General features: G+C 40.2%; 21 protein-coding genes. 5 read left to right on the top strand and 16 right to left on the bottom strand.

The window, feature by feature from the left end; genetic code table 11:
* Position 1: 1 nt before the first annotated feature.
* From ACFVSW_RS25595 to ACFVSW_RS25540, 12 genes are all read right to left on the bottom strand, one after another.
* The gene (locus tag ACFVSW_RS25595) at positions 2–1,357 is read right to left on the bottom strand and encodes a phosphoribosyltransferase family protein (protein ID WP_387319437.1); all 1,356 of its coding nucleotides are present in this window, start codon (positions 1,355–1,357) and stop codon (positions 2–4) included.
* Complete coding sequence (locus ACFVSW_RS25590; protein WP_387319436.1) at positions 1,308–2,495, bottom strand: HpcH/HpaI aldolase/citrate lyase family protein; 1,188 nt, start codon at positions 2,493–2,495, stop codon at positions 1,308–1,310. The genes ACFVSW_RS25595 and ACFVSW_RS25590 overlap by 50 nt, the downstream gene beginning before the upstream one ends.
* 78 nt (positions 2,496–2,573) lie before the next feature.
* Positions 2,574–3,359: a TerC family protein gene (locus tag ACFVSW_RS25585; RefSeq protein WP_387319435.1), complete on the bottom strand. Its 786-nt coding sequence runs from the start codon at positions 3,357–3,359 to the stop codon at positions 2,574–2,576.
* An 81-nt stretch (positions 3,360–3,440) separates the two neighbouring features.
* Entirely contained in the window at positions 3,441–4,022 is a 582-nt protein-coding gene (locus ACFVSW_RS25580; protein WP_387319434.1) for a TerD family protein, read from the bottom strand.
* A gap of 102 nt (positions 4,023–4,124) precedes the next feature.
* Positions 4,125–4,718 (bottom strand): YpjP family protein, encoded by a 594-nt coding sequence (locus tag ACFVSW_RS25575; RefSeq protein WP_387319433.1) that lies wholly within the window; start codon positions 4,716–4,718, stop codon positions 4,125–4,127.
* 179 nt (positions 4,719–4,897) lie between these two features.
* Positions 4,898–5,332 (bottom strand): BrxA/BrxB family bacilliredoxin, encoded by a 435-nt coding sequence (locus ACFVSW_RS25570; RefSeq protein ID WP_387319432.1) that lies wholly within the window; start codon positions 5,330–5,332, stop codon positions 4,898–4,900.
* A 57-nt stretch (positions 5,333–5,389) separates the two neighbouring features.
* Positions 5,390–6,523 carry a conserved virulence factor C family protein gene (locus tag ACFVSW_RS25565; protein WP_387319431.1) on the bottom strand — a complete coding sequence of 378 codons (1,134 nt, stop codon included), beginning with the start codon at positions 6,521–6,523 and terminating at the stop codon, positions 5,390–5,392.
* A 94-nt stretch (positions 6,524–6,617) separates the two neighbouring features.
* Entirely contained in the window at positions 6,618–8,507 is a 1,890-nt protein-coding gene (locus ACFVSW_RS25560) for an ABC-F family ATP-binding cassette domain-containing protein (protein ID WP_387319429.1), read from the bottom strand.
* Positions 8,504–9,154 (bottom strand): HD domain-containing protein, encoded by a 651-nt coding sequence (locus ACFVSW_RS25555; RefSeq protein WP_387319428.1) that lies wholly within the window; start codon positions 9,152–9,154, stop codon positions 8,504–8,506. The genes ACFVSW_RS25560 and ACFVSW_RS25555 overlap by 4 nt, the downstream gene beginning before the upstream one ends.
* An 87-nt stretch (positions 9,155–9,241) precedes the next feature.
* A complete protein-coding gene (locus ACFVSW_RS25550; RefSeq protein WP_387319427.1) occupies positions 9,242–10,090 on the bottom strand; it encodes a DegV family protein in 849 nt (282 codons plus the stop codon).
* A 120-nt stretch (positions 10,091–10,210) separates the two neighbouring features.
* On the bottom strand, positions 10,211–10,738 hold the full coding sequence (locus ACFVSW_RS25545) for a hypothetical protein (RefSeq protein WP_387319426.1): 528 nt from the start codon (positions 10,736–10,738) through the stop codon (positions 10,211–10,213).
* 14 nt (positions 10,739–10,752) lie between these two features.
* On the bottom strand, positions 10,753–12,435 hold the full coding sequence (locus ACFVSW_RS25540; RefSeq protein ID WP_387319478.1) for a formate--tetrahydrofolate ligase: 1,683 nt from the start codon (positions 12,433–12,435) through the stop codon (positions 10,753–10,755).
* 237 nt (positions 12,436–12,672) lie between these two features.
* On the opposite strand from ACFVSW_RS25540, the gene metA reads away from it, so the two are divergent.
* A complete protein-coding gene (gene metA, locus ACFVSW_RS25535; protein WP_387319425.1) occupies positions 12,673–13,587 on the top strand; it encodes a homoserine O-acetyltransferase MetA in 915 nt (304 codons plus the stop codon).
* 101 nt (positions 13,588–13,688) lie between these two features.
* Positions 13,689–13,901, top strand: a complete 213-nt coding sequence (locus ACFVSW_RS25530; RefSeq protein WP_387319423.1) for a DUF3892 domain-containing protein — start codon at positions 13,689–13,691, stop codon at positions 13,899–13,901.
* Between the two features lie 35 nt (positions 13,902–13,936).
* Here ACFVSW_RS25530 and mntR read toward each other — a convergent pair whose 3' ends face one another.
* Both mntR and ACFVSW_RS25520 read right to left on the bottom strand, forming a co-directional pair.
* Positions 13,937–14,365, bottom strand: a complete 429-nt coding sequence (gene mntR / locus ACFVSW_RS25525) for a transcriptional regulator MntR (protein WP_387319422.1) — start codon at positions 14,363–14,365, stop codon at positions 13,937–13,939.
* 122 nt (positions 14,366–14,487) lie between these two features.
* Positions 14,488–16,665, bottom strand: coding sequence for a DNA topoisomerase III (locus ACFVSW_RS25520; protein ID WP_387319421.1), 2,178 nt, complete (start codon positions 16,663–16,665; stop codon positions 14,488–14,490).
* 488 nt (positions 16,666–17,153) lie between these two features.
* On the opposite strand from ACFVSW_RS25520, the gene cspD reads away from it, so the two are divergent.
* A complete protein-coding gene (gene cspD / locus ACFVSW_RS25515) occupies positions 17,154–17,354 on the top strand; it encodes a cold-shock protein CspD (RefSeq protein ID WP_071459908.1) in 201 nt (66 codons plus the stop codon).
* Between the two features lie 50 nt (positions 17,355–17,404).
* On the opposite strand, the gene ACFVSW_RS25510 is transcribed toward cspD, so the two are convergent.
* Complete coding sequence (locus ACFVSW_RS25510; RefSeq protein ID WP_387319420.1) at positions 17,405–17,590, bottom strand: zinc-finger domain-containing protein; 186 nt, start codon at positions 17,588–17,590, stop codon at positions 17,405–17,407.
* Between the two features lie 21 nt (positions 17,591–17,611).
* On the bottom strand, positions 17,612–18,268 hold the full coding sequence (locus ACFVSW_RS25505) for a reverse transcriptase-like protein (protein WP_387319419.1): 657 nt from the start codon (positions 18,266–18,268) through the stop codon (positions 17,612–17,614).
* Between the two features lie 150 nt (positions 18,269–18,418).
* Between ACFVSW_RS25505 and ACFVSW_RS25500 the strand changes: the two genes are divergently transcribed.
* The gene (locus ACFVSW_RS25500) at positions 18,419–18,838 is read left to right on the top strand and encodes a reverse transcriptase-like protein (protein ID WP_387319418.1); all 420 of its coding nucleotides are present in this window, start codon (positions 18,419–18,421) and stop codon (positions 18,836–18,838) included.
* The gene (locus ACFVSW_RS25495) at positions 18,835–19,755 is read left to right on the top strand and encodes a DMT family transporter (protein ID WP_387319417.1); all 921 of its coding nucleotides are present in this window, start codon (positions 18,835–18,837) and stop codon (positions 19,753–19,755) included. Before ACFVSW_RS25500 ends, ACFVSW_RS25495 begins: the two co-directional genes overlap by 4 nt.
* The last annotated feature ends 115 nt before the right edge of the window (positions 19,756–19,870 follow it).

Raw genomic sequence — 19,870 nt, 5'->3', positions numbered from 1 at the left:
GTTATTCACCTCTGACTTTTGAAAAAAAGACGAGCTTTATCGACCTAATTTCAAATTTTCCTAGTTCCTTTAGCAATGGCTGCATATTCTCATATTTTACTTCTCTTTCGAAAAAGACAAATAATTCATCGTAATGACCTGGGGGGATATTATAAACAAAGTGTGTGACCGCCGGATCCTCTGGATTTGGAAAGCCCCCCCCATACCGCGCCCCATATCCTTCTTTGTTTTCAACATAAATTGGGCTTCTGGTTGTTGATTGATAGTAAACGCCGCTGCCCATCTGAGCGGCAAATCTCATTGGAAGGTACATAAATTCCCCTGTTCCAAGACACAGCGTTTTTCCACCCGTTCTGTTCTGTTTTAAAATAGAAGCAGCTGCAGAAACCTTATCATCAAGGGCGATATTTTCATGACTTCTAAGACCAAACCGTCCAGTCTCTTTGATATACGCTGCGTTGTTTAACGGATTAATAGATGCGCCCGTGGTCGCTGTAAAAAAATCAGCCAGCTGCAGCAATTCAACTGACAGCTCCTCACTCACGTTCCATTCATCTCTTTTCGTCGGATTCTCAATTTCTTTCAGCTGCTTCACGTGCACCTGACCAGATAATAGACTTACGACATGAATTTTTATTCCAAGAGCATGCTCGAGGCGGGAGAATTCAGCTTGATTTTCTTCAGAACGCCAATCCAAAATGCTTACTACTGTATAAACATTCCTTGGAAATTTGGCATGAATGGACTGGATAATATTTATCGCTGTTTTTCCTGTTGTCATTTCATCGTCAACAAGAATGATTTCTCGTTCGTTATCAAGTATTTCCAATGGAATATAACAGCGATGCGAGGTCGCGTGAGAATGTTCTTCTTCAAAGGTAATCACGGGTTTTCCATCTATGAGCTCTTCTCTAGTTGTATGAAAATAGGCAGCAGCTTGAAAGCAATCATAGAAGGCATGACCAAGGGCGGTTGCCGTTTCGGCAAAACCAATTATTACAGGATCGACATCTTTCGGAATAAAGGAACAGCTATCGCAGGCTTCACCGTTTGTAAATGAAGCAAGCAGGCTCTCCTTTTTTACACATTCCATGCCCTTTACTGATTCTAAAAATCTAGCGGCCAATAAAGCCCCTGTTAACAGCCCTTTATTTGGATTAATCGGCAAATGTTTACCGAGTACTTTACTGACAAACAAAAACGAGCGCTTCTTATTAATGCGAGCCGCCATTGTAAACAACTCTTCAATAGGCAGATGATAAGGATTTTCAGCTATCTCAAGCTCCGTTTCAATCGAATCAAGGATATTATACGTAAACTTCTTGTTTGATAAGGTCAATGTTTGTGAATTCTTCATGTAACACCCCGTAAAGCTGTGATTTTAAGATTATTCTCTTGGCCCAATAATAATGCGGCTTGATTTCGTTCATTTTATTCGCAAAATCACTTTTCATTACGCCAATATTTCCATTTGCGGCATTTATGATATTACTGGCGTCGATATATTCCTCATAGGAAACGACATTGAGGGCCTGCACGATTTTTATATGGGAGGGATGGATAATTGTTTTTCCGGTTAAACCATTAGCAATATCCATCAGAATTTCCTGAATCAACCCATCCATGTTTTCGCCTATCAATTGTGTTCTCCACTTCAATCCCTCAACCCCGTACCGTTCACGAAACGGGGTTTGCCGAAGCTGGGGCTTTAACATCCTTTTTTTCGCTGAAAAGTACTCCCAAACAGGGCCGGAAACCACATATGGACTATCAAACCGTTGAAAGACATTAACAATGTCGGAAATGCAATCTCTTAAAACCGCAATATCATAAACTGTCGTATCCGCACTCCTGCGAATCCCATATAAGCCACAAAAGTCTGTTGCCCCAATCCGCACATTTAAGATATTGTCCTTGTATCGATCAAGAAGATGCTTAATATTCATTAATTCTTCCATTCTCGTTTCCTTTTGAATAACTTTAGCTGTCTCTAGGATTGGCATCGCATAAAAAGGATGCTGCTCCGAATGAATCCGCAAAACCTCGTGCAGCATCTCTTCCCCATTACCTGCTGTAAACTTAGGAAGCACCACCCCAGTAAGGAGCTTTGTCGCCTCTCCTAATTGTTCGATTATCCGTTTAAATTGCTCAAGGCTACGGATACGGACAAACATTAATGGCAAATCTTCAAAACTTAAAAATCCCCTATTCAATTCTCCTGATAATTTTAACAGTTCAGCAATCAGCAGTACTTCGGCACCAAGAACTTCGTTGTCGCCAACGGCATCCTCCAGGTCAATGACCAAGGATGTTAAGCCTTCATGCTTCTTCGAAAGAATTTCCTGATGAATATTCGGCCGGGTCGCCGGCATATAAAGTGTTGCACACAATCCGTAGGACAAAAGCTCCCGGTTCGAAAATTTATTAAAATTTTGCGGCTTTTGATAGAAAAATTTAGCTAATTCTTCTTCATAGAAATATGTAAAAAAATTCATCTTTTCGTTCTTCTCCTCTGTAAAGGGTAAAAAAGAAAGGAAACGGACTTTCGTCAGCTCCCCTTTTAAAACAAAATTCTATAAATGATTTTCTTTGCTTCCTTCTTTTTTCTTATTCATGAAGTGAACGATAAAAGTTGCCGCAAATGTTACCAGTAAGATGAGGAAGAAATGCAGCGATTCTAAATGAAAATCGATTGCAGGGAGGCTGAGTAGCATCTTTGCAGCAATGATAAGAATTAAGATATAAGCCGTTGTTTCAAGCTCAGGAACTTTATCAATTAATGTAAGGAATACACCTGCAACACCACGCATCATTAATACGCCGAGGACTCCGCCAACAAATAAAACCCATATCTGGTCGCTGACACCAAAAGCGGCAAGAACGCTGTCAACTGAAAAGGCAATATCCATTAGTTCAACAGCAGCAATCGTTCCCCAGAAGGTACCAAATAAACGAATCAGTAAACCTCCTTGGTTCATACCTTTGGCATCTTCTTCCTCGTCATCCGCGCCCGCTTTACGCTTATCGATGAAATATTTTATTGATAACCATGCCAAGTACGCTGCTCCAAGTGCTTTAATGAGCCAAAACTTAATGAGGTAAACTCCGATCCCAATTGCGAGAAATCGAAAGAAATAAGCACCCAGCAAACCATAGAAAAGGGCTTTTTTCCGCTTTTCAGGCGGCAAGTGCTTGACCATTACTGCTAATACCAGTGCATTATCAGCAGAAAGCAGTCCTTCTAAAATAATCAGGGTACCAATTAGTCCCCAGCTGACGGGATCGGTTAATACCTGTGCCCAATGATCCCAATCAAAGAATAATGCATATGTATCCAAAATATGATTTAAAACTGACATTAAAGAAATTCCTCCTAGATTAGAAAAGCAAAATTTTTGTAAAAAGACCCATAAATGTGTGGATCTCTTCGATTCTGATTATTAACCTACTGATAGGCCAAAATCCGTTGCGAGCGCTGCTAATCCTCCTTGATAACCGCTGCCGATGGCACTGAATTTCCACTCGCCATTGTGGCGGTATAATTCACCGGCAATAACCGCCGTTTCAATTGAGAAATCCTCGCCTAAATCATATCGGATTAGTTCTTCACCATTAGCTTCATTGTAAATTCGAGCATAGGCATTTGAAACCTGTCCAAAGTTTTGATTTCTGCTTTCAGCATCATGAATCGTAATCGTAAAAGCAATTCGCTGGACATTAGCAGGAACGGCTGAAAGATTAACCTTTACTGCTTCATCATCACCATCGCCGGCACCTGTTCGATTATCCCCAGTATGTACAACGGCTCCGTTAGCCCCTTGTGGATTATTGTAGAAAACAAAATCTGTTTCATTTGTAACCTTTCCGTTTTCCCCTAAGAGAAATACAGAAGAATCAAGATCAAAATCATGTCCGCCATCATATTTATTCGTATCCCAGCCAAGGCCGACAACCACATTCGCCAACCCTGGATTTGTTTTTGTTAAATCTACTTTTTGACCTTTTGATAAACTTATTGCCATTTCTTCATTCCTCCAAATTAGGTAATAGTCTATTTACGAGTCTCTGATAAAAAGGTTTCATTCTATAATAAATTTTTTCATATTGCTTCGCAAATCCAACCTCTAACTCATCCATTTTGGCGGTGTATTTTTTGCCCAATAAATCGCCCCAAGCTCATGATGGCTTTGGAAATCATCATGATAGGTATGATAATGAAAATTAAACCAGTATCCCGATTTAGGTGGATTATCTCGTCTAACATGGAATCGTAAAATATCTTTTCCTGTTTCTCCATTTTTTATATTAAAAATTTTTTCAGAATGTCCGGAACCAGGCTGCTCGGTTATCGTAAGATTTTTTAAATCTTCTTCAGGGAATTGCGCTGCCGTTTCGTCAACAGCCTTTTCTATATTTGGCAAAATAACTTCACGAAATTCATTTTCAATTACTGGCTTTATTCTAGTGCCAAACTTCTGATAGGACTGATTTTCTGCCTGTTTGATTAAATTTTCGATAAACTTATCTCTATCAAACTCTGATTCTTCTAAAAATGCAGTAGCCGACGATAGACTGCGTTCCGCTGCTGATGCTTCAAAGGCATCTCGGTCGCTCAGTTTCTCTGCATTTACGTTATTCATTAGCTGTGTTGGTGTAACAAGACCAAAGGTTAAAGCGGAAACCATTACAAATAATGATTTACGGAGCCATTTGTTCATTTTTCATTCCCCTTTATTCTATTAAACTTTATTTGTCAATTTGGGTTACTTAAAAAATATTATACTTCTTTTTTTGCAAAAATGGAAAAAAACAGTTTGGAATATTTTTATAATTTCCATTTTCTTATACTAGAAAGAATATTTAAGAATAAAAAAAAAGATGTCAAATGACATCCTTTTTAGCAGTTTGTTTCGAAAGCACCGATTAGATTTTGCATCACTGTTTCCATTGGCATTCCCTCAATATCATGGCGCGGGATAAAATGAACGACTTTTTTATCCTTTATCAAGGCCATGGATGGCGATGAAGGCTCAATACCTTCAAAATACTCGCGCATTTTAGCAGTTGCTTCTTTATCCTGGCCAGCGAAAACCGTCACAAGATGTTCCGGTTTTTTCGCACTGTTTAAAACGGCCTGAGTTGCTGCCGGGCGGGCTAATCCAGCGGCACAGCCGCACACGGAGTTAACGACTACAAGTGTTGATCCGCTTGTCTTTTCGATGAACTCCTCAACAGCCTCAGGCGTTGTCAGCTCCGCAAAACCAGCTCTTGTTAACTCTTCACGCATCGGTAAAACCATTTGTTTCATATATTCTTCATAAGCATTAGACATATTTCATCACTCCATTTCTTCCATTTTAGGATACTAAATCATTTGTTATTTGACCACTTAATTGTCTGTTTTTCTTGCTTCTGTCATCTGCTTCCATACTGAACCTTTGGCTTCCTCGCCGCCTTCAATACGTTCAATCGCCATTTTTATCTGCATACTTACTTCAAACTCAGGGTCATTTTCGGCAGCTTTTAAAGCTGCCAGCACCTTTTCATCCCCGACTTCGTAGAGGAACATCGCTGCCCGCCAGCGGACCAATTTGCTAGAATCCTTTAGGGATTTGGCCATTTCATCAGCGGCTTCCGGGAAGCCTAAATCGGATAAACAATCACCTGCGGTTCTGCGGACTGTTACGGTTTTATCCTTTAATGCTTTATATAAATAGGGCAGGACTTCTTTCTCTTTTATCATGCCAAGATAGACGGTTGCTAATCTGCGAATCGAAGGCTTTTCATCCGATAAAGCTTTCTCGAGGACAGGCAAATCCATTAGTTCAGGATCGTCCATTTGCTCAAGGAACTGATAACGAATCTGCCACTCTGTCGTTTGTAAATCGGCAAGCGATACTTTTCTGCGCGTCCGTTTTGGTTTTTGGTCAGAAGCGGACCAGCTTGTCTGAGCTTTTGTGACAAGTGCTTCAAGACGTTCTTTTGGATAGGCCGCAATTAATTCCTCGACAACCTCCTGCCCAATTTGCTCAAAATCCCCATATCGGACACCTTGATTCTGCCATTTCCGCAAAAGGATATAATTATCTTCTGGCAGCTGTGCCAGCTCCCTTGCCTTTAAAAACGTTTCCGGCATACCAAACCGCCGTTCTGCCCTGCTGTCTGTGAGCTTTACTTGAAGCGGAATATCCTTAAATAGTTGGATTTCGACCTTAATTTCACCATAATGTTCATTCACTTTTTCGGCACTGGCAGCATCGGATGCTTTTTCACCAAAAGCTTGCCGGACTTTCGCTAACAGTTCCTTCCAATCATATTTCGCGTTTCGTTCAACTGCGAGAAAATCGGCAACATGGTAGACACCTTTAATTCCCTCAACTTGTAAAATCGCTTGAATGATGACTGGTGCATCAACCGCTGTTTCTTTTTTATAATTATGGCTTTTCCCCACAGGCAATTCTTGATCTAAAATAATTTTCATCGTATTCGGACTTGGAGTCGGTTCTATTGCCTTAATCTTCAATACCATCACCTAATTCTTTTGATTTCTGCCTCAAGTTTAACACAATGGCAAGCGTAAATTCATTGGGGATGCTCGGTGTTGAACTGTTACTCCTCTACTCATTTTCAGCCAGTTCAGCTAGATATGACCATCGTTCAATTAAATGTTCGAGCGTTTCATTCAATTCCGCTTCTTGTTTCATCAAATCTTGTGCTTTCGTGAAATCACTGCCCGTATTTCCCATTTCATTAGCGATTTTTTCAAGCCGCGCTTCTGTTTTTGCAATCTGCTCGTCGATTTCGCTCCACTCCTTTTTCTCCTTAAACGTCATTTTTTTCTTCTTTTCTTTTTCTGGTGCTTTCGCTGGCTGACTTGAAACGGTAACTGGTTTTTGCCGTTTTGCAGCCATTTCTTTATCAAGAAATTCCGTGTAGTTTCCGTAGAAAGAATTAATGACACCTTCTCCAAGTAAAACAAGGAGCTGTTCCGCTACCTTATCAAGGAAATAGCGATCATGGGAAACCGTTATCACGACTCCGGGAAATTCTTCAAGGTAATCCTCAAGAACGGTCAAGGTTTGTGTATCCAAATCATTGGTTGGCTCGTCCAGCAGGAGGACGTTTGGTGCCGTCATTAACAGCTTCAATAGATAGAGCCGGCGTTTTTCACCGCCAGAAAGCTTGCGAATCGGCGTGCCATGTGTAAACGATGGAAAGAGAAAACGTTCAAGCATTTGAGCAGCCGAAATCGTTTTCCCATCGGAGGTTTCAACAATCTCTGCCGTTTCTTTAATGTATTCAATCATTCTCATGTTTTCATCCATGTCTTCGCTTTCTTGCGTATAATAAGCAATCTTCACCGTTTGTCCCATGATGTATTCACCAGCATCAAGTGAAATCTTCTTCGCAAGAATATTTAATAAGGTTGATTTCCCTGTTCCATTGCGGCCGATAATTCCAATCCGATCCCCCGGTTTAACGAGTAAATCAAAGTGATGTAAGATGGTTTTCTCACCGTACTGTTTCGAAGCATCCTTCAATTCAAAAACCTGCTTGCCGAGCCTGCTCCCATTTAATGAAATATCTAGTTTCTCATTAGCAGGCTTCCCGCTTGAAAGCTTGTCGTCTAATTCATCGAATCGCTGAATCCGCGCCTTTTGCTTTGTTGTTCTTGCTTTGGCGCCGCGTCTCATCCATTCAAGTTCTCGTCTGAACAAATTTTTTCTTTTTTCAAAGGTGGCAGCCTCATTTTCCTCACGAATCGCTTTCGCTTCAATGAATGCCGCATAATTCCCCTTGTAGCTGTATAAATGTCCCCCATCTAATTCAAACATGCGATTGGCAACCCGGTCCAAAAAGTAGCGGTCATGGGTAACCAATAAAATCGACCCGTTATATCTGCTTAAATAATCTTCGAGCCACTTAACGGAATCAAAGTCAAGATGGTTTGTCGGCTCGTCTAAGATGAGTAAATCAGGCTCGGCAATTAATACTTGCGCAAGGGCAACCCGCTTTTTTTGCCCGCCGGATAGCTCGCCGATTTTTTGACTAAAATCTTCAATCCCCAATTTCGTTAAAATCGATTGAGCATTTGTGCTCACATCCCAGCCATTAAGGGCATCCATTTGTTTTTGTAATTGAAAAAGTTCTTCCTGAACCTTCACTGCAGTTGGATTGCTATTTAGCTGTAATAACGTTTGTTCATATTCACGCATCAGCTTTAAAATCGGTGCTTCGCCATGAAAGACCTGTTCAAGAACCGTTTTTCCAGCATCAAGCTCTGGCTGTTGGTCCAAAAAGGCGATTGAATAGTCTTTGGCAGCGGTAATCTTGCCGTCATCAGGAGTGTCCAAGCCAGCAATGATTTTTAATAGCGAGGATTTTCCGGTGCCATTGATTCCGATTAAGCCAACACGCTCTTTTTCGCTGATTGTAAAGGAAATATCGTTAAAGAGCTGTTTCTCCCCGTACGTTTTCGAAACATTTTCGACTGTGAGCATTTTCATGATTCTTGTCCATCCCATTCTTGGTAAAATTGTTCTAAAAAGTCCAGCATCATTTGCTGGCGGCTCTCCGCCATTTTTTTGGCTGCTTCTGTATTCAGTAATTCTTTTAATTTTAGCAGTTTTTCATAGAAATGATGGATGCTTGTTGATTTACCATTTCGATATTCTTCCATGCTCATTTCTTCTCTGACCTTGATATGCGGGTCGTAAATGAGCTGTCCTTTTTTCCCCCCATAAGCAAATGCCCGCGCAATTCCTATTGCTCCAATCGCATCCAAACGGTCAGCATCCTGAACGATTTTTGCCTCAACAGATTCAAGAGCCATTTTTCGTCCGCCTTTATATGAGATCGATTCGATAATTTGAATGATGTGGTTTTTGACCCCTTCTGCTAATTCGATTGTTTGAAAAAAAGAATCGAGCTTTGCCCTGCCTTTTTCAGCACTTTCATTTAATTTTTCATCTGGTATGTCATGGAGGAGGGATGCCATTTCTATAATAAACGGGTCTCCTGCCTTTTCTTTCTTGCCGATAGATAAGGCATTGCGCCGAACTCGGTCAACATGGTACCAATCATGACCCGTGGCGTCTTCACCAAGTTCGTTCCGGACATACACTTCTGTTATTTCTATGAGTTGATTTGTCATTATCGAACACCTGCCTTCATCCCTGCTATTTTAGCATGAATAACAAATAAAAAATAACCCCGAATACTTGAGGTTACTTTTTGTTTGTTATTTCAAGCCATTATGCCAGCTGATCCCAAGGGTATTTTCTCCTGCGTGCACGCCAATGACCGCCCCTAATGGACAGCAAATGACTTTCAACTCTGGGAATTGTTCTTCGAGTTCTGCTTTCAATAAAGCGGCTGGTGATTCATGTAAACCGTACAGGATATATACTTCCTTTAGCTTATATTTCTCGTAGGATATCCTGAAGTAATCCAGGATTTTTTCTTTTGCCTTTTTCTCGCTTCTCACCTTTTCTTTCACAGACAGGGCTCCGTCGACAATCGAAATAATTGGTTTTACGTTCAGCATGCTGCCTAGAAAGAATTGCAGTCCTGACATTCTCCCGCCGCGATGAAGCTGCTCCAAGCTGCCAACAAGAACATAAGTCTCATTTGTGTCTCTGATCGTTTCAAGTACTGACATTATCGATCCTAAACTATGACCAGTTCTTTGTAATTCCATTCCTTTTTTTAGTAAGGCAGACATTGGATATGTTAGAATTTTTGAATCAAACGTAGTGACTGGAATCTTGACAAGCTTCGCAGCTTGCTCGCTTGAGGAAACCGTTCCGCTTAGTTTTTCCGATAATAGGATAGCAGCCACTTGGTCATATTCTTTTGAAAGTTGATTATATAATGTTTGAAAGGCTCCTACAGATGGCTGCGAGGTTTTTGGCGGATTTTTTAGATGCTTTAATCGTTCAAACAACTGGGAGGGCGTTAGATCAATCCCATCAGAAAATTCCTCTCCATCAAGTAAAATTGTTAATGGTATCGTATATATATCAGGATGATTTCTTAATTCCTCATCTAAGAATGCAGTACTATCGGTAACCCAAGCGGTTTTAACCACCGGCAATCTCCCCTTATTTTAAATATTGGTACCTACTATTAATAGTAACCATAATTTTTAGAATTGTAAATATTATACACAAAAAAACAGGGCCGATTTACAATCCGGCTCTGCACAAGGTTATATCTGATTATAAAAGTGCTCCAATTCCTGTATGGTTGTAGTCATGACCTCGGTCATCTCCACCAAATCATCCAACTGGTCTTCACCAATCAATCGACCAAATTCTACTGTTATGACATTTGAAACCTTATTTTCAATTTCCAAGGGATTATAGTGCACAGCCATCGTTATTTTTCTAGTTACTCCCCATACATTCAATAAGATAGCTTCCATTGCATGATAATCCATTTTTCCGTTTTGATGATCAAGGGAAAATTGCAATTTCACATGACATCCTGCAAGCTGTCCAGAAAGGGAGCTTGGGATTAGCTCGGCTGCTAAATTCACAAGCTTCGCTTCCATCTCAATGACAGCTGTGATAGAACTGTTGGGTACTTGAAAGGATACGTTAAACCGACGGGACATTTTCGCCATATTGATGAGATCGTTTCGATCGATAATGACAATGTCACCGTTGCTATCCTTATCATAAAGCGCACCTTCAATAACCACCTTCATATTATCAAAGGCTGTTGGGTCAAACATATATTTTTTCTCCTTTAGAAAAGCCCAACTGCATTCCCGTTTTCATCGACATCCATATTTAAAGCTGCCGGTTTTTTAGGCAAGCCAGGCATTGTCATGACCTCGCCTGTTAACGCCACAATAAAACCTGCCCCAATCGATGGTTTAAACTCTCTGACCGTTACGGTGAAATCTGTTGGTCTGCCAAGCTTTGTTGGGTCATCGGACAAGGAATATTGTGATTTGGCCATACAAACAGCTAAATTAGACCAGCCGAACTTTTCAAAATCAAGTAATTGTTTTTTCGCCTTCGAGGAAAACTCAACATCCTTTCCGCCGTATACCTTTTGAACAATCGTTCTAACCTTTTGTTCAATAGAATCAGATAAGTCGTATAACGGATGGAACTTGTTTTCTTCATTTTCAATGACAGCTAAAAGCTCTTCAGCAAGTTTAATGCCGCCTGCTCCGCCTTTTTCCCAAACTTCGGTTAAAGCGACGGCAATATTTTCCCTTCGACACCATTCTAATAATGTTTGAACCTCTAACTCTGTATCGGTTATAAACTTGTTAATCGCAACAACTACAGGTAGTCCAAAGCTTTTGATAGTTTCAATATGTTTTTGCAGGTTGGCGAATCCAAGTGTCAATGAGGCAATGTTTTCTTTTGCCAATTCAGTTTTTGGAACGCCGCCATGCATTTTTAAAGCTCGAATGGTCGCAACGACGACAACTGCTTCCGGTCTAATCCCGGCACTTCTAGCTTTAATATGTAAAAACTTCTCGGCACCCAAATCGGCCCCAAAGCCGCCTTCAGTGATGACATAGTCAGCAAGCTTTGCTGCTGCGGTTGTCGCAATTACACTGTTGCAGCCATGAGCAATATTCGCAAACGGGCCGCCGTGAATAAGTGCCGGCGTATGCTCTATTGTTTGGACGAGGTTTGGTTTAACTGCGTCTTTTAACAATAATGTTAATGCGCCTTCGACACCAAGATCACCGACGGTAACTGGTTCCTTTTTATCATTATAGGCAACAACCATTCGCGATAATCGTAATTTCAAATCCTTTAAATCTGCCGCTAAACATAAGACCGCCATAATTTCCGATGCCACGGTGATATCAAAGCCATCTTCTCTTGGAACACCTTGAAGCGGGCCGCCAAGTCCGATAATCACTTTTCTTAAGGCACGATCATTTAAATCAACTGCCCGTTTCCAGACGATGCGCCGTTGATCGATATTCAGTTCATTTCCTTGCTGGAGATGATTATCCATTAAGGCTGCGAGCGCATTATTGGCAGTCGTAATTGCATGAAGATCCCCCGTAAAATGCAGGTTTATATCTTCCATCGGCAGGACTTGTGAATAGCCGCCTCCTGTCGCTCCGCCTTTAATTCCCATGGTCGGGCCTAATGATGGTTCACGCATGGCAATCATTGCCTTTTTCCCAATCCGAGTGAATGCATCCGCTAGCCCCACTGTTACCGTCGATTTTCCCTCACCAGCAGGTGTAGGATTTATCGAGGTGACAAGAATAATTTTTCCACTTTCTTTCGTTTTAATTTTAGCTAGGGCTTCATTAGAAAGTTTCGCCTTATATTTTCCAAAAAGCTCGAGGTCATCCTCTGCTAAACCAATTTTTTTAGCAATTTCTACAATTGGTTTCATCGTTGATGCTTGTGCAATTTCAATGTCTGACTTAACAGATGTTTTCATAGCCACATTAATCCCCCACATTCAACATTTTGAATTTAAACTACCACTTCATTGTATCAAAAAAGGGTTTCCAATCCGATGATTAAATATGAACAAATTATTATCTTTTCTGAATTTATAATAATGTTTATAATGTAAATATCAAATTTTTGTGCTATTCATTGACTTTTATCTGCATGGCGTTGTAATAATGGATGTAACATTTTGAATTACACATTAGAAGAGGGGGATGATCACTTGCCAATTAACATTCCAAAACTTTTACCTGCTCGGGAGGTCCTTGAGCAGGAAAATATTTTTATCATGGACGATGAACGAGCGGTTAGCCAGGACATAAGACCTTTAAATATCCTTATTTTGAATTTAATGCCGGAAAAGGAAAAGGCAGAGACACAGCTTTTAAGATTATTAGGAAATTCACCCTTGCAGGTAAATGTCAAGTTTTTGAAAACCGATTCCTATGAATCTACGCATACTAGTAAACAGCATCTGGAGCAGTTTTATACCACGTTCTCAACCGTCAAAAATCAGCAATTTGATGGGATGATTATTACCGGTGCCCCAGTTGAGCTTCTTGAATTCGATCAAGTGAAATATTGGAGCGAATTAAAAGAAATAATGGACTGGACCAACAAAAATGTAACCTCAACCTTACATATTTGCTGGGGCGCACAGGCTTCGCTTTACTATCATTACGGAATTGGTAAATTTGAGCTGCAGCGAAAATGTTCCGGCATTTATGCGCACCGAATTTTCGAACAAAATGATATTTTACTGCGCGGCTTTGACGACCATTTCTACGCGCCCCATTCCCGCTATACGGATGTATCAATTAAAGCGATTTTGAATAACCCGAAATTAAAATTATTGGCCGCCTCAGAAGATGCTGGAGCGTTGTTGATTGCTTCTCGAAATCGAAAGCATGTAATGATAACTGGACATTTGGAATATGAATCGGATTCACTCGCACAGGAATATGAAAGAGATTTGAACAAAGGCTTGGAGATTCATATGCCGGAAAATTACTTTCCAAATAACGACCCTACTCAGCCGCCCATAAATCGCTGGCGGTCCCACGGCCACCTGTTCTTTTCCAATTGGCTCAATTATTATGTATATCAGGAAACACCCTATTCTTGGGGGCAAAAATAAGCATCGGAGGAACCTCCCGATGCTTGTTTTTTTGTTTTCCTTCCCTTTTTGTTTATTCTTCATACAATAAAGGAATAATAAAAGAGAAAGGGGGATTTCAATTGGAAACAATCACAGGTGTTCATCGGAACCATTTTGGGGACATCATCAGCTTTGTCACGTCTGAAGGCCGGATTATTTCTTATCGAAAGGCATTAGCAGAGGCAGAGAATGGCTGCATCCAAGGTGTCCAGTCATTTGAGGATTCAGACGGGAATCTTTCGTTATTGCCAGAAACCGACCAATCCTTTGACCATTACCCGAATTTATTTTAAAAGCACCTAGCCATTTTTCGCTAGGTGCTTCTTTTTTATACTTGTTCTTGCTCATTTTGTTTTTGAATTTCTTTCAACGCCTCAATCCGGCTCTCGTCTTCTTCAAAAAATTGAACGAGATCACCAATACGATCAATAGAATCCCAGCTTAAATGATGCTCAATACCTTCTACATCATGATAAATATTCTCGTCTTTTACACCGATAATTTTTAAAAACTGCTCTAACAAATCATGTCTAAAGACTAGGCGCTTGCCAATCTTTTTACCTTTTGATGTTAACACAAGTCCCCGATATTTCTCGTATACTAAATATTCATCTTTATCCAGTTTTTGAACCATTTTCGTTACTGAGGAGGGATGAACTGACAAGGCTTCGGCAATATCCGACACTCGTGCGTATCCTTTTTCTTCAATCAAAATATATATTTGTTCGATATAATCTTCCATACTAGGTGTTGGCATCCCGTACCCTCCATTGTCCATCATCACTAAAAACCATTTTTGCGGCGCTCCGCCTCTTGTCCATACAAAGTTTACTATAGAAAAAATGGAGTGACAAGGCTGTTTATCACTCGGGAGACACCTTATCTGGAATTATTTCGCTGCTCCTCCGCAAATAAAAATCTGACTCTAAGCTCCTGTTCATCAAGAAAAAGCCTTGCATTAAAGGTTTTGTCCTTGTTTGTAAATCCTTCAATCACATCTGTTTTTCCTTCTGTTAGAAGCAATTTAATATTTTTCTGGGTAATATTTTTCCCGAGAATTTTTTTTGAAATCGTGAAATTACATTGATTCTTTTGATAATTGGAACAACCATAGAAGCTCCCTTTGTCGACGACTGACCCGTCGCATTTTTTACATGGTCCCAGCTTTGTATATGACTGCCTTTTTGTTTTTTGCCTGCTTGGAGCAAAATTTTCGCGGACATCGTCCGAAAAAGACCAATTAGCAGCTTGACCAATACTTGACGAAATTAAATGGATGACCATCTTTTGGGTTTGCTCCATGAATTGCTTTGGTGCGGCAGACCCTTCTGATATTTCCTTCAATTTCTGTTCCCACTTTGCGGTCATTTCTGGTGACGCCAGGATTTCTTGACCAATTGCCCCAATCAAAATTTTTGCCTTTGCGGTCGCATACACTAAATTCTTTTTGACATCAATGTATAAGCGGTCTTTTAGCATCGTGATAATACCTGCCCTTGTTGCCTCTGTACCGAGTCCTTCAGTCCTTGTCAATATTTTCTCGAGCTCTTTATCATCAATATGCTTGCCTGCTGTTTTCATTAACGTAATCAATTGACCCTCTGTATAGCGCTTTGGCGGCTGTGTCTGACTTTCTTTGACATCCACTTTTTCCGTCAGGCCTTGTTCCCCTTTTGTCAGCAAAGGGAGCGCCGGTTCATCATCACGGTCCTTTGGATTCAGCACTTTTCTCCAGCCTTCTTCGATTTGCACCTTACCTTTCGAGATAAAAGCAGCTCGTCCATCGACCAATGTAGTAACGGTTGTATATTCGGCAATCGCCTTATTGTAATGAGCAGCAATTAAACTAGTTACCACCAAATCATAAATGATTCGCTCGTCAGGGCTAAGCCTATCAACATTTGGAATTTGTTCAGTTGGGATAATTGCATAGTGGTCGGTAACTTTTTTTTCATTTACATATCGTTTGTTATCCGCAATAGAGGCAAATGGCAACGGAAAGAAGTTTTGATAATCTTTAATCTGACTTAATTTGTTTAGAATCTCCGGGAAAGTAGCAGCTTCTTCCTTCGTTACGTAGCGTGAGTCCGAACGCGGGTAGGAGACGTTTCCTTTTTGATATAGCTTCTGCAGGACATCCAGCGTTTTTTTCGGCGAGAATTTATAGCGTTTATTTGCTTCTGCTTGTAAGGCTGATAGATTATATAAAAACGGCGGGAAAAATTCCTTTCGCTCTGAAAGAACTTCGCTTACCTCAGCAGGCTTTTCCCGGCAAAAAGCAGCTATTTTTTCTGCTAGTTCTTTTGTTTTTACGCGGGTTTCCCCGTCATTCTGCCATTTCCCGCTATATTTTTTACCATTGATTAAAAAATGTGCAAGTACCTCCCAAAACGGCTCTGCCTTAAAATTCTCTATTTCTAGTTCTCTTTTTACAATTAGCGCTAATGTAGGTGTCTGCACCCTGCCAACCGAAAAAACATCGGAAAATCCTTGTTTTTGAAGCAATAAACTATAAAGACGTGACGCATTCATGCCAACCACCCAGTCCGCGCATGCCCTTGTGTAGGCTTCAAAATACAAACTCCTGGTCTCCTGCTCGTCTAACAGCTTTTTAAATCCTTCCCGGATGGCATTGGCTGTTAACGAGGAGATCCACAGTCTTCTCATCGGCTTACGGCATTTTGTTAACCTGAGGATATTGCGGATAATTAGTTCACCTTCACGGCCGGCATCACCCGCATGAATAATTTCCGTCACTGCGGGGTTGGTAACCAATTTTTTGATGACCGCAAATTGTTTGGCTTTATCCTTTGTTACTTCATACTCGAAGTGTTCCGGTATGATGGGCAAATTATCTAATGACCATTTCTTCCAGCCAGGCTGGTACTTTTCCGGTGAAACTAATTGACAGATATGACCAATTGCCCAGGTGACATAGGCCCCCTTAAGAAAAACATCATTTGGAAAAATTTCAATGAAACCATTTTGTTTTTTATGTTTAAAAATTGACGCTAGCGTTGAACCTTGATCCGGCTTTTCGGCAATAATTAATTTCATAACAATTGCTCCTCTTTTATATACTTCCCCGAATCCATTCTCCCATTTTGTCCAATATCCGTAAAGTAATAAAACATCTCTTTCTTTATTAGGATTCTAAAATTGTGTTACTCCTAAATTAAAGGCTGTGTTAAAGAACATTGTTGATTTTGAACACAATGTTGATTAGAGTGGAAGGCGCGAGACTCCTGCGGGGGCAGCGGGACAGGTGAGACCCCGCAGGCGCTTTAGCGCCGAGGAGGCTCACCGCCCGCCCCGCGGAAAGCGAAGCGCCTGGAACGGAAATCAACATTCACTTTTAACACAGCCAAATTAAAAGAAAATTGATAATTTAACCAAAAAATGAGTTTACACTCCTTGACTGACCATTTCCATTATTGTATATTTAAAGCATCATGTAACCGAATTCTATATTAGATTTGTTACAGGATAATATTTATCTTTGACACTAACATTGGTGTCTTGAAAGGCTTAGGAGGAAGAAGTAAATGCAAAACGGTAAAGTAAAATGGTTTAACAATGAAAAAGGTTTTGGTTTTATCGAAGTAGAAGGCGGCGACGATGTATTCGTACATTTCAGCGCTATTCAAGGCGACGGCTTCAAATCATTAGAAGAAGGTCAAGAAGTTTCTTTCGAAATCGTTGAAGGAAACCGTGGACCACAAGCAGCTAACGTAGTAAAACTATAATCCTAAATGATCATAACCAATCAGAGGCTGACAAAAATTGTCAGCCTTTTTTATGTTAGCTTTTCCCCGTATTCTTGAAGCTTTTCCCCAACAGTGCATTGAGAAATGCAAAACCGGTGTGCTAATCTCCGCCCGCCTTCTTTTTTTAACTGTTGATGGAGAAAGCATCCATCACAGTATTGATTCATCAAGCTTTCAACTTGACCGAGCAGCTCTTTTCTGACTGAATTCTTCACTATTTAAGAACACCCCATATTTTATAAAATTAATGTTTTCGCAAAGATTTCTTTCCCCTCTAATGCTTGGGTGGCAAGTTTATCTGCTTCTTTATTTTCCTTTCTTGAAATAACAGTGTATTTAGCCACAAGTCCGAGTGTTTTCATTTTTTCCTCAATGCGGTCAAGCCAGCGGTTAAGCGTTTCCTCATAACACGGCCAATCCCCTTCAAGCTGCTTTAAGACTACTTGTGAGTCCCCTTTAAATTCACATGATAAGTGATGGACACCCAAATCTTCTAAAATATTTAGTGCATAATAAAAAGCAGCATATTCAGCTTCATTGTTCGTATCCATTTCATCCAAGCGTTCATTCGCGCGGATCCGGTATTTCTTCTTTCCTTGTTTATAAAACAGGACAACGCCAAGCCCTGCCTGATTTGTTTCCTTTAGAAACCCTCCGTCAAAGTAAACAGTAATTTCATGAGGGTCTTCCTCAATTTCGGTTAACAGCTTTTTTATTTCCTTTAAAATCCAAGAGGTCCCTTTTTCATCATAAAAATATAAATCTGATGCTTTTCCCGAACCCTCCAGTTCTTCGCCTATTTGAATAGCTGTTTCACCCGATACCCATTCAGACGAAAATTGAACCTTTTGATTATTTTTTAATTTATGATTCCACTCAAGCCTATATCTCATTGGTTTCAGCCTTTCATGAATGATTTCTGTTTATGCTAACATATATTCCTTTATATCATGCCCACTTAAGGTTTAGAAAAAATATTTTCCTGCATACCTTTATTTATATATGGTAAACTTTCAATAGTACAAAAATGGAGGAAGCTAACATTGATTGAGGTTTACATCGACGGAGCAAGTGCAGGTAATCCTGGACGCAGTGGAGCGGGAATCTTTATTAAGGCAAACGGCACTGTAGAAAAATATTCGATTCCGCTTGGAATTATGTCAAACCACGAGGCGGAATTTCATGCTTTTATTAACGGACTGAAGATTTGCCTTGAAAAGGGCTATGTCCATTCAATCGTTTCTTTTCGGACCGATTCGGAATTGGTCAGTAAATCTGTTGAAAAGGAATTTGTCAAAAACAAATTATATGCCCCGTTACTAGAGGAAGCCTTACATTTAGCAGCCAAGATTGAACTGTTTTTCATGAAATGGATTCCAAGTGTGGAAAACAAGACTGCTGATGAATTAGCCAGACTTGCCATTCAAAAAAATTCAAGCGAGGAGCCTAATAAGTCATCATGAAAAGACCTTTATTCGCTGATATAAGTTTACTTCTTGTTACATTAATCTGGGGAACAACCTTTGTGTTAGTCCAAAATGCAATTGATTTTCTCCCACCATTTGCTTTTAATGGAATCCGCTTTTTCATTGCGGCTGTTTTACTAATTCTTTGCCTGCTCATTTTTGAAAAGAAACAGCTAAAACAATTGAATCTCAAAATAATGGCCTCAGGTGTGTTTATAGGATTTTGGCTTTTTCTTGGCTATGTGACCCAAACGATTGGCCTTTTGTATACGACTAGTTCAAAGGCTGGATTTATCACCGGCTTAAGTGTAGTCTTAGTCCCTTTATTTTCACTGTTTTTACTAAAACAGTACCCTAGTAAAAATGCGTTATTTGGCGTATTAATCGCAACAGCAGGTCTTTTTTTTCTGACCATGACAGATGTAACATCCTTGAATATCGGCGATGGCTTTGTGTTTATTTGCGCGATTAGTTTTGCACTGCACATAATACTTACCGGGAAATTTAGCAGTAAGTACCCGACGCTCTTATTAACAGCTATCCAAATTTCAACCGTAGCCCTGTTATCAACCCTGTCCTCTTTTCTTTTTGAGGATTGGCAGACAGCATATAAAATGGACATTTTACTTTCACAAGATGTTATCGTTGCATTATTTATCACTAGTATCTTTGCTACGGCAATCGCATTTTTTATCCAAACAGGTTTCCAAAAATATACTTCTGCTACAAGGGTAGCGTTAATTTTTGCGATGGAGCCGGTTTTTGCCGCGATTACAGGTTATTTTTGGGCTCAGGATCGTTTATCTATAAGTGCCCTTTTTGGCTGTATCCTTATTTTTGCGGGGATGATATGTGCAGAGCTGCCGCCAACCAAACTCACCATATTTAGAAAAAATAAAGGTTTTGAAAGCTAATTAAGAAAACTCCCGAAAGGTGAACTGCACCCCATTTGTTGGACACACAATCTAACAATAAGGGGTGCAGTTTTTCTATGGCTAAATTTAAAACAGAGGATAAATTAGTAGCGGT

The organism is Neobacillus sp. NPDC058068, assembly GCF_042885335.1.
In the GTDB taxonomy this organism is placed as follows: domain Bacteria; phylum Bacillota; class Bacilli; order Bacillales; family Cytobacillaceae; genus Neobacillus.
Note: the sequence above shows the minus strand (reverse complement) of the source record. Positions and strands in the feature narration are given on the sequence as shown.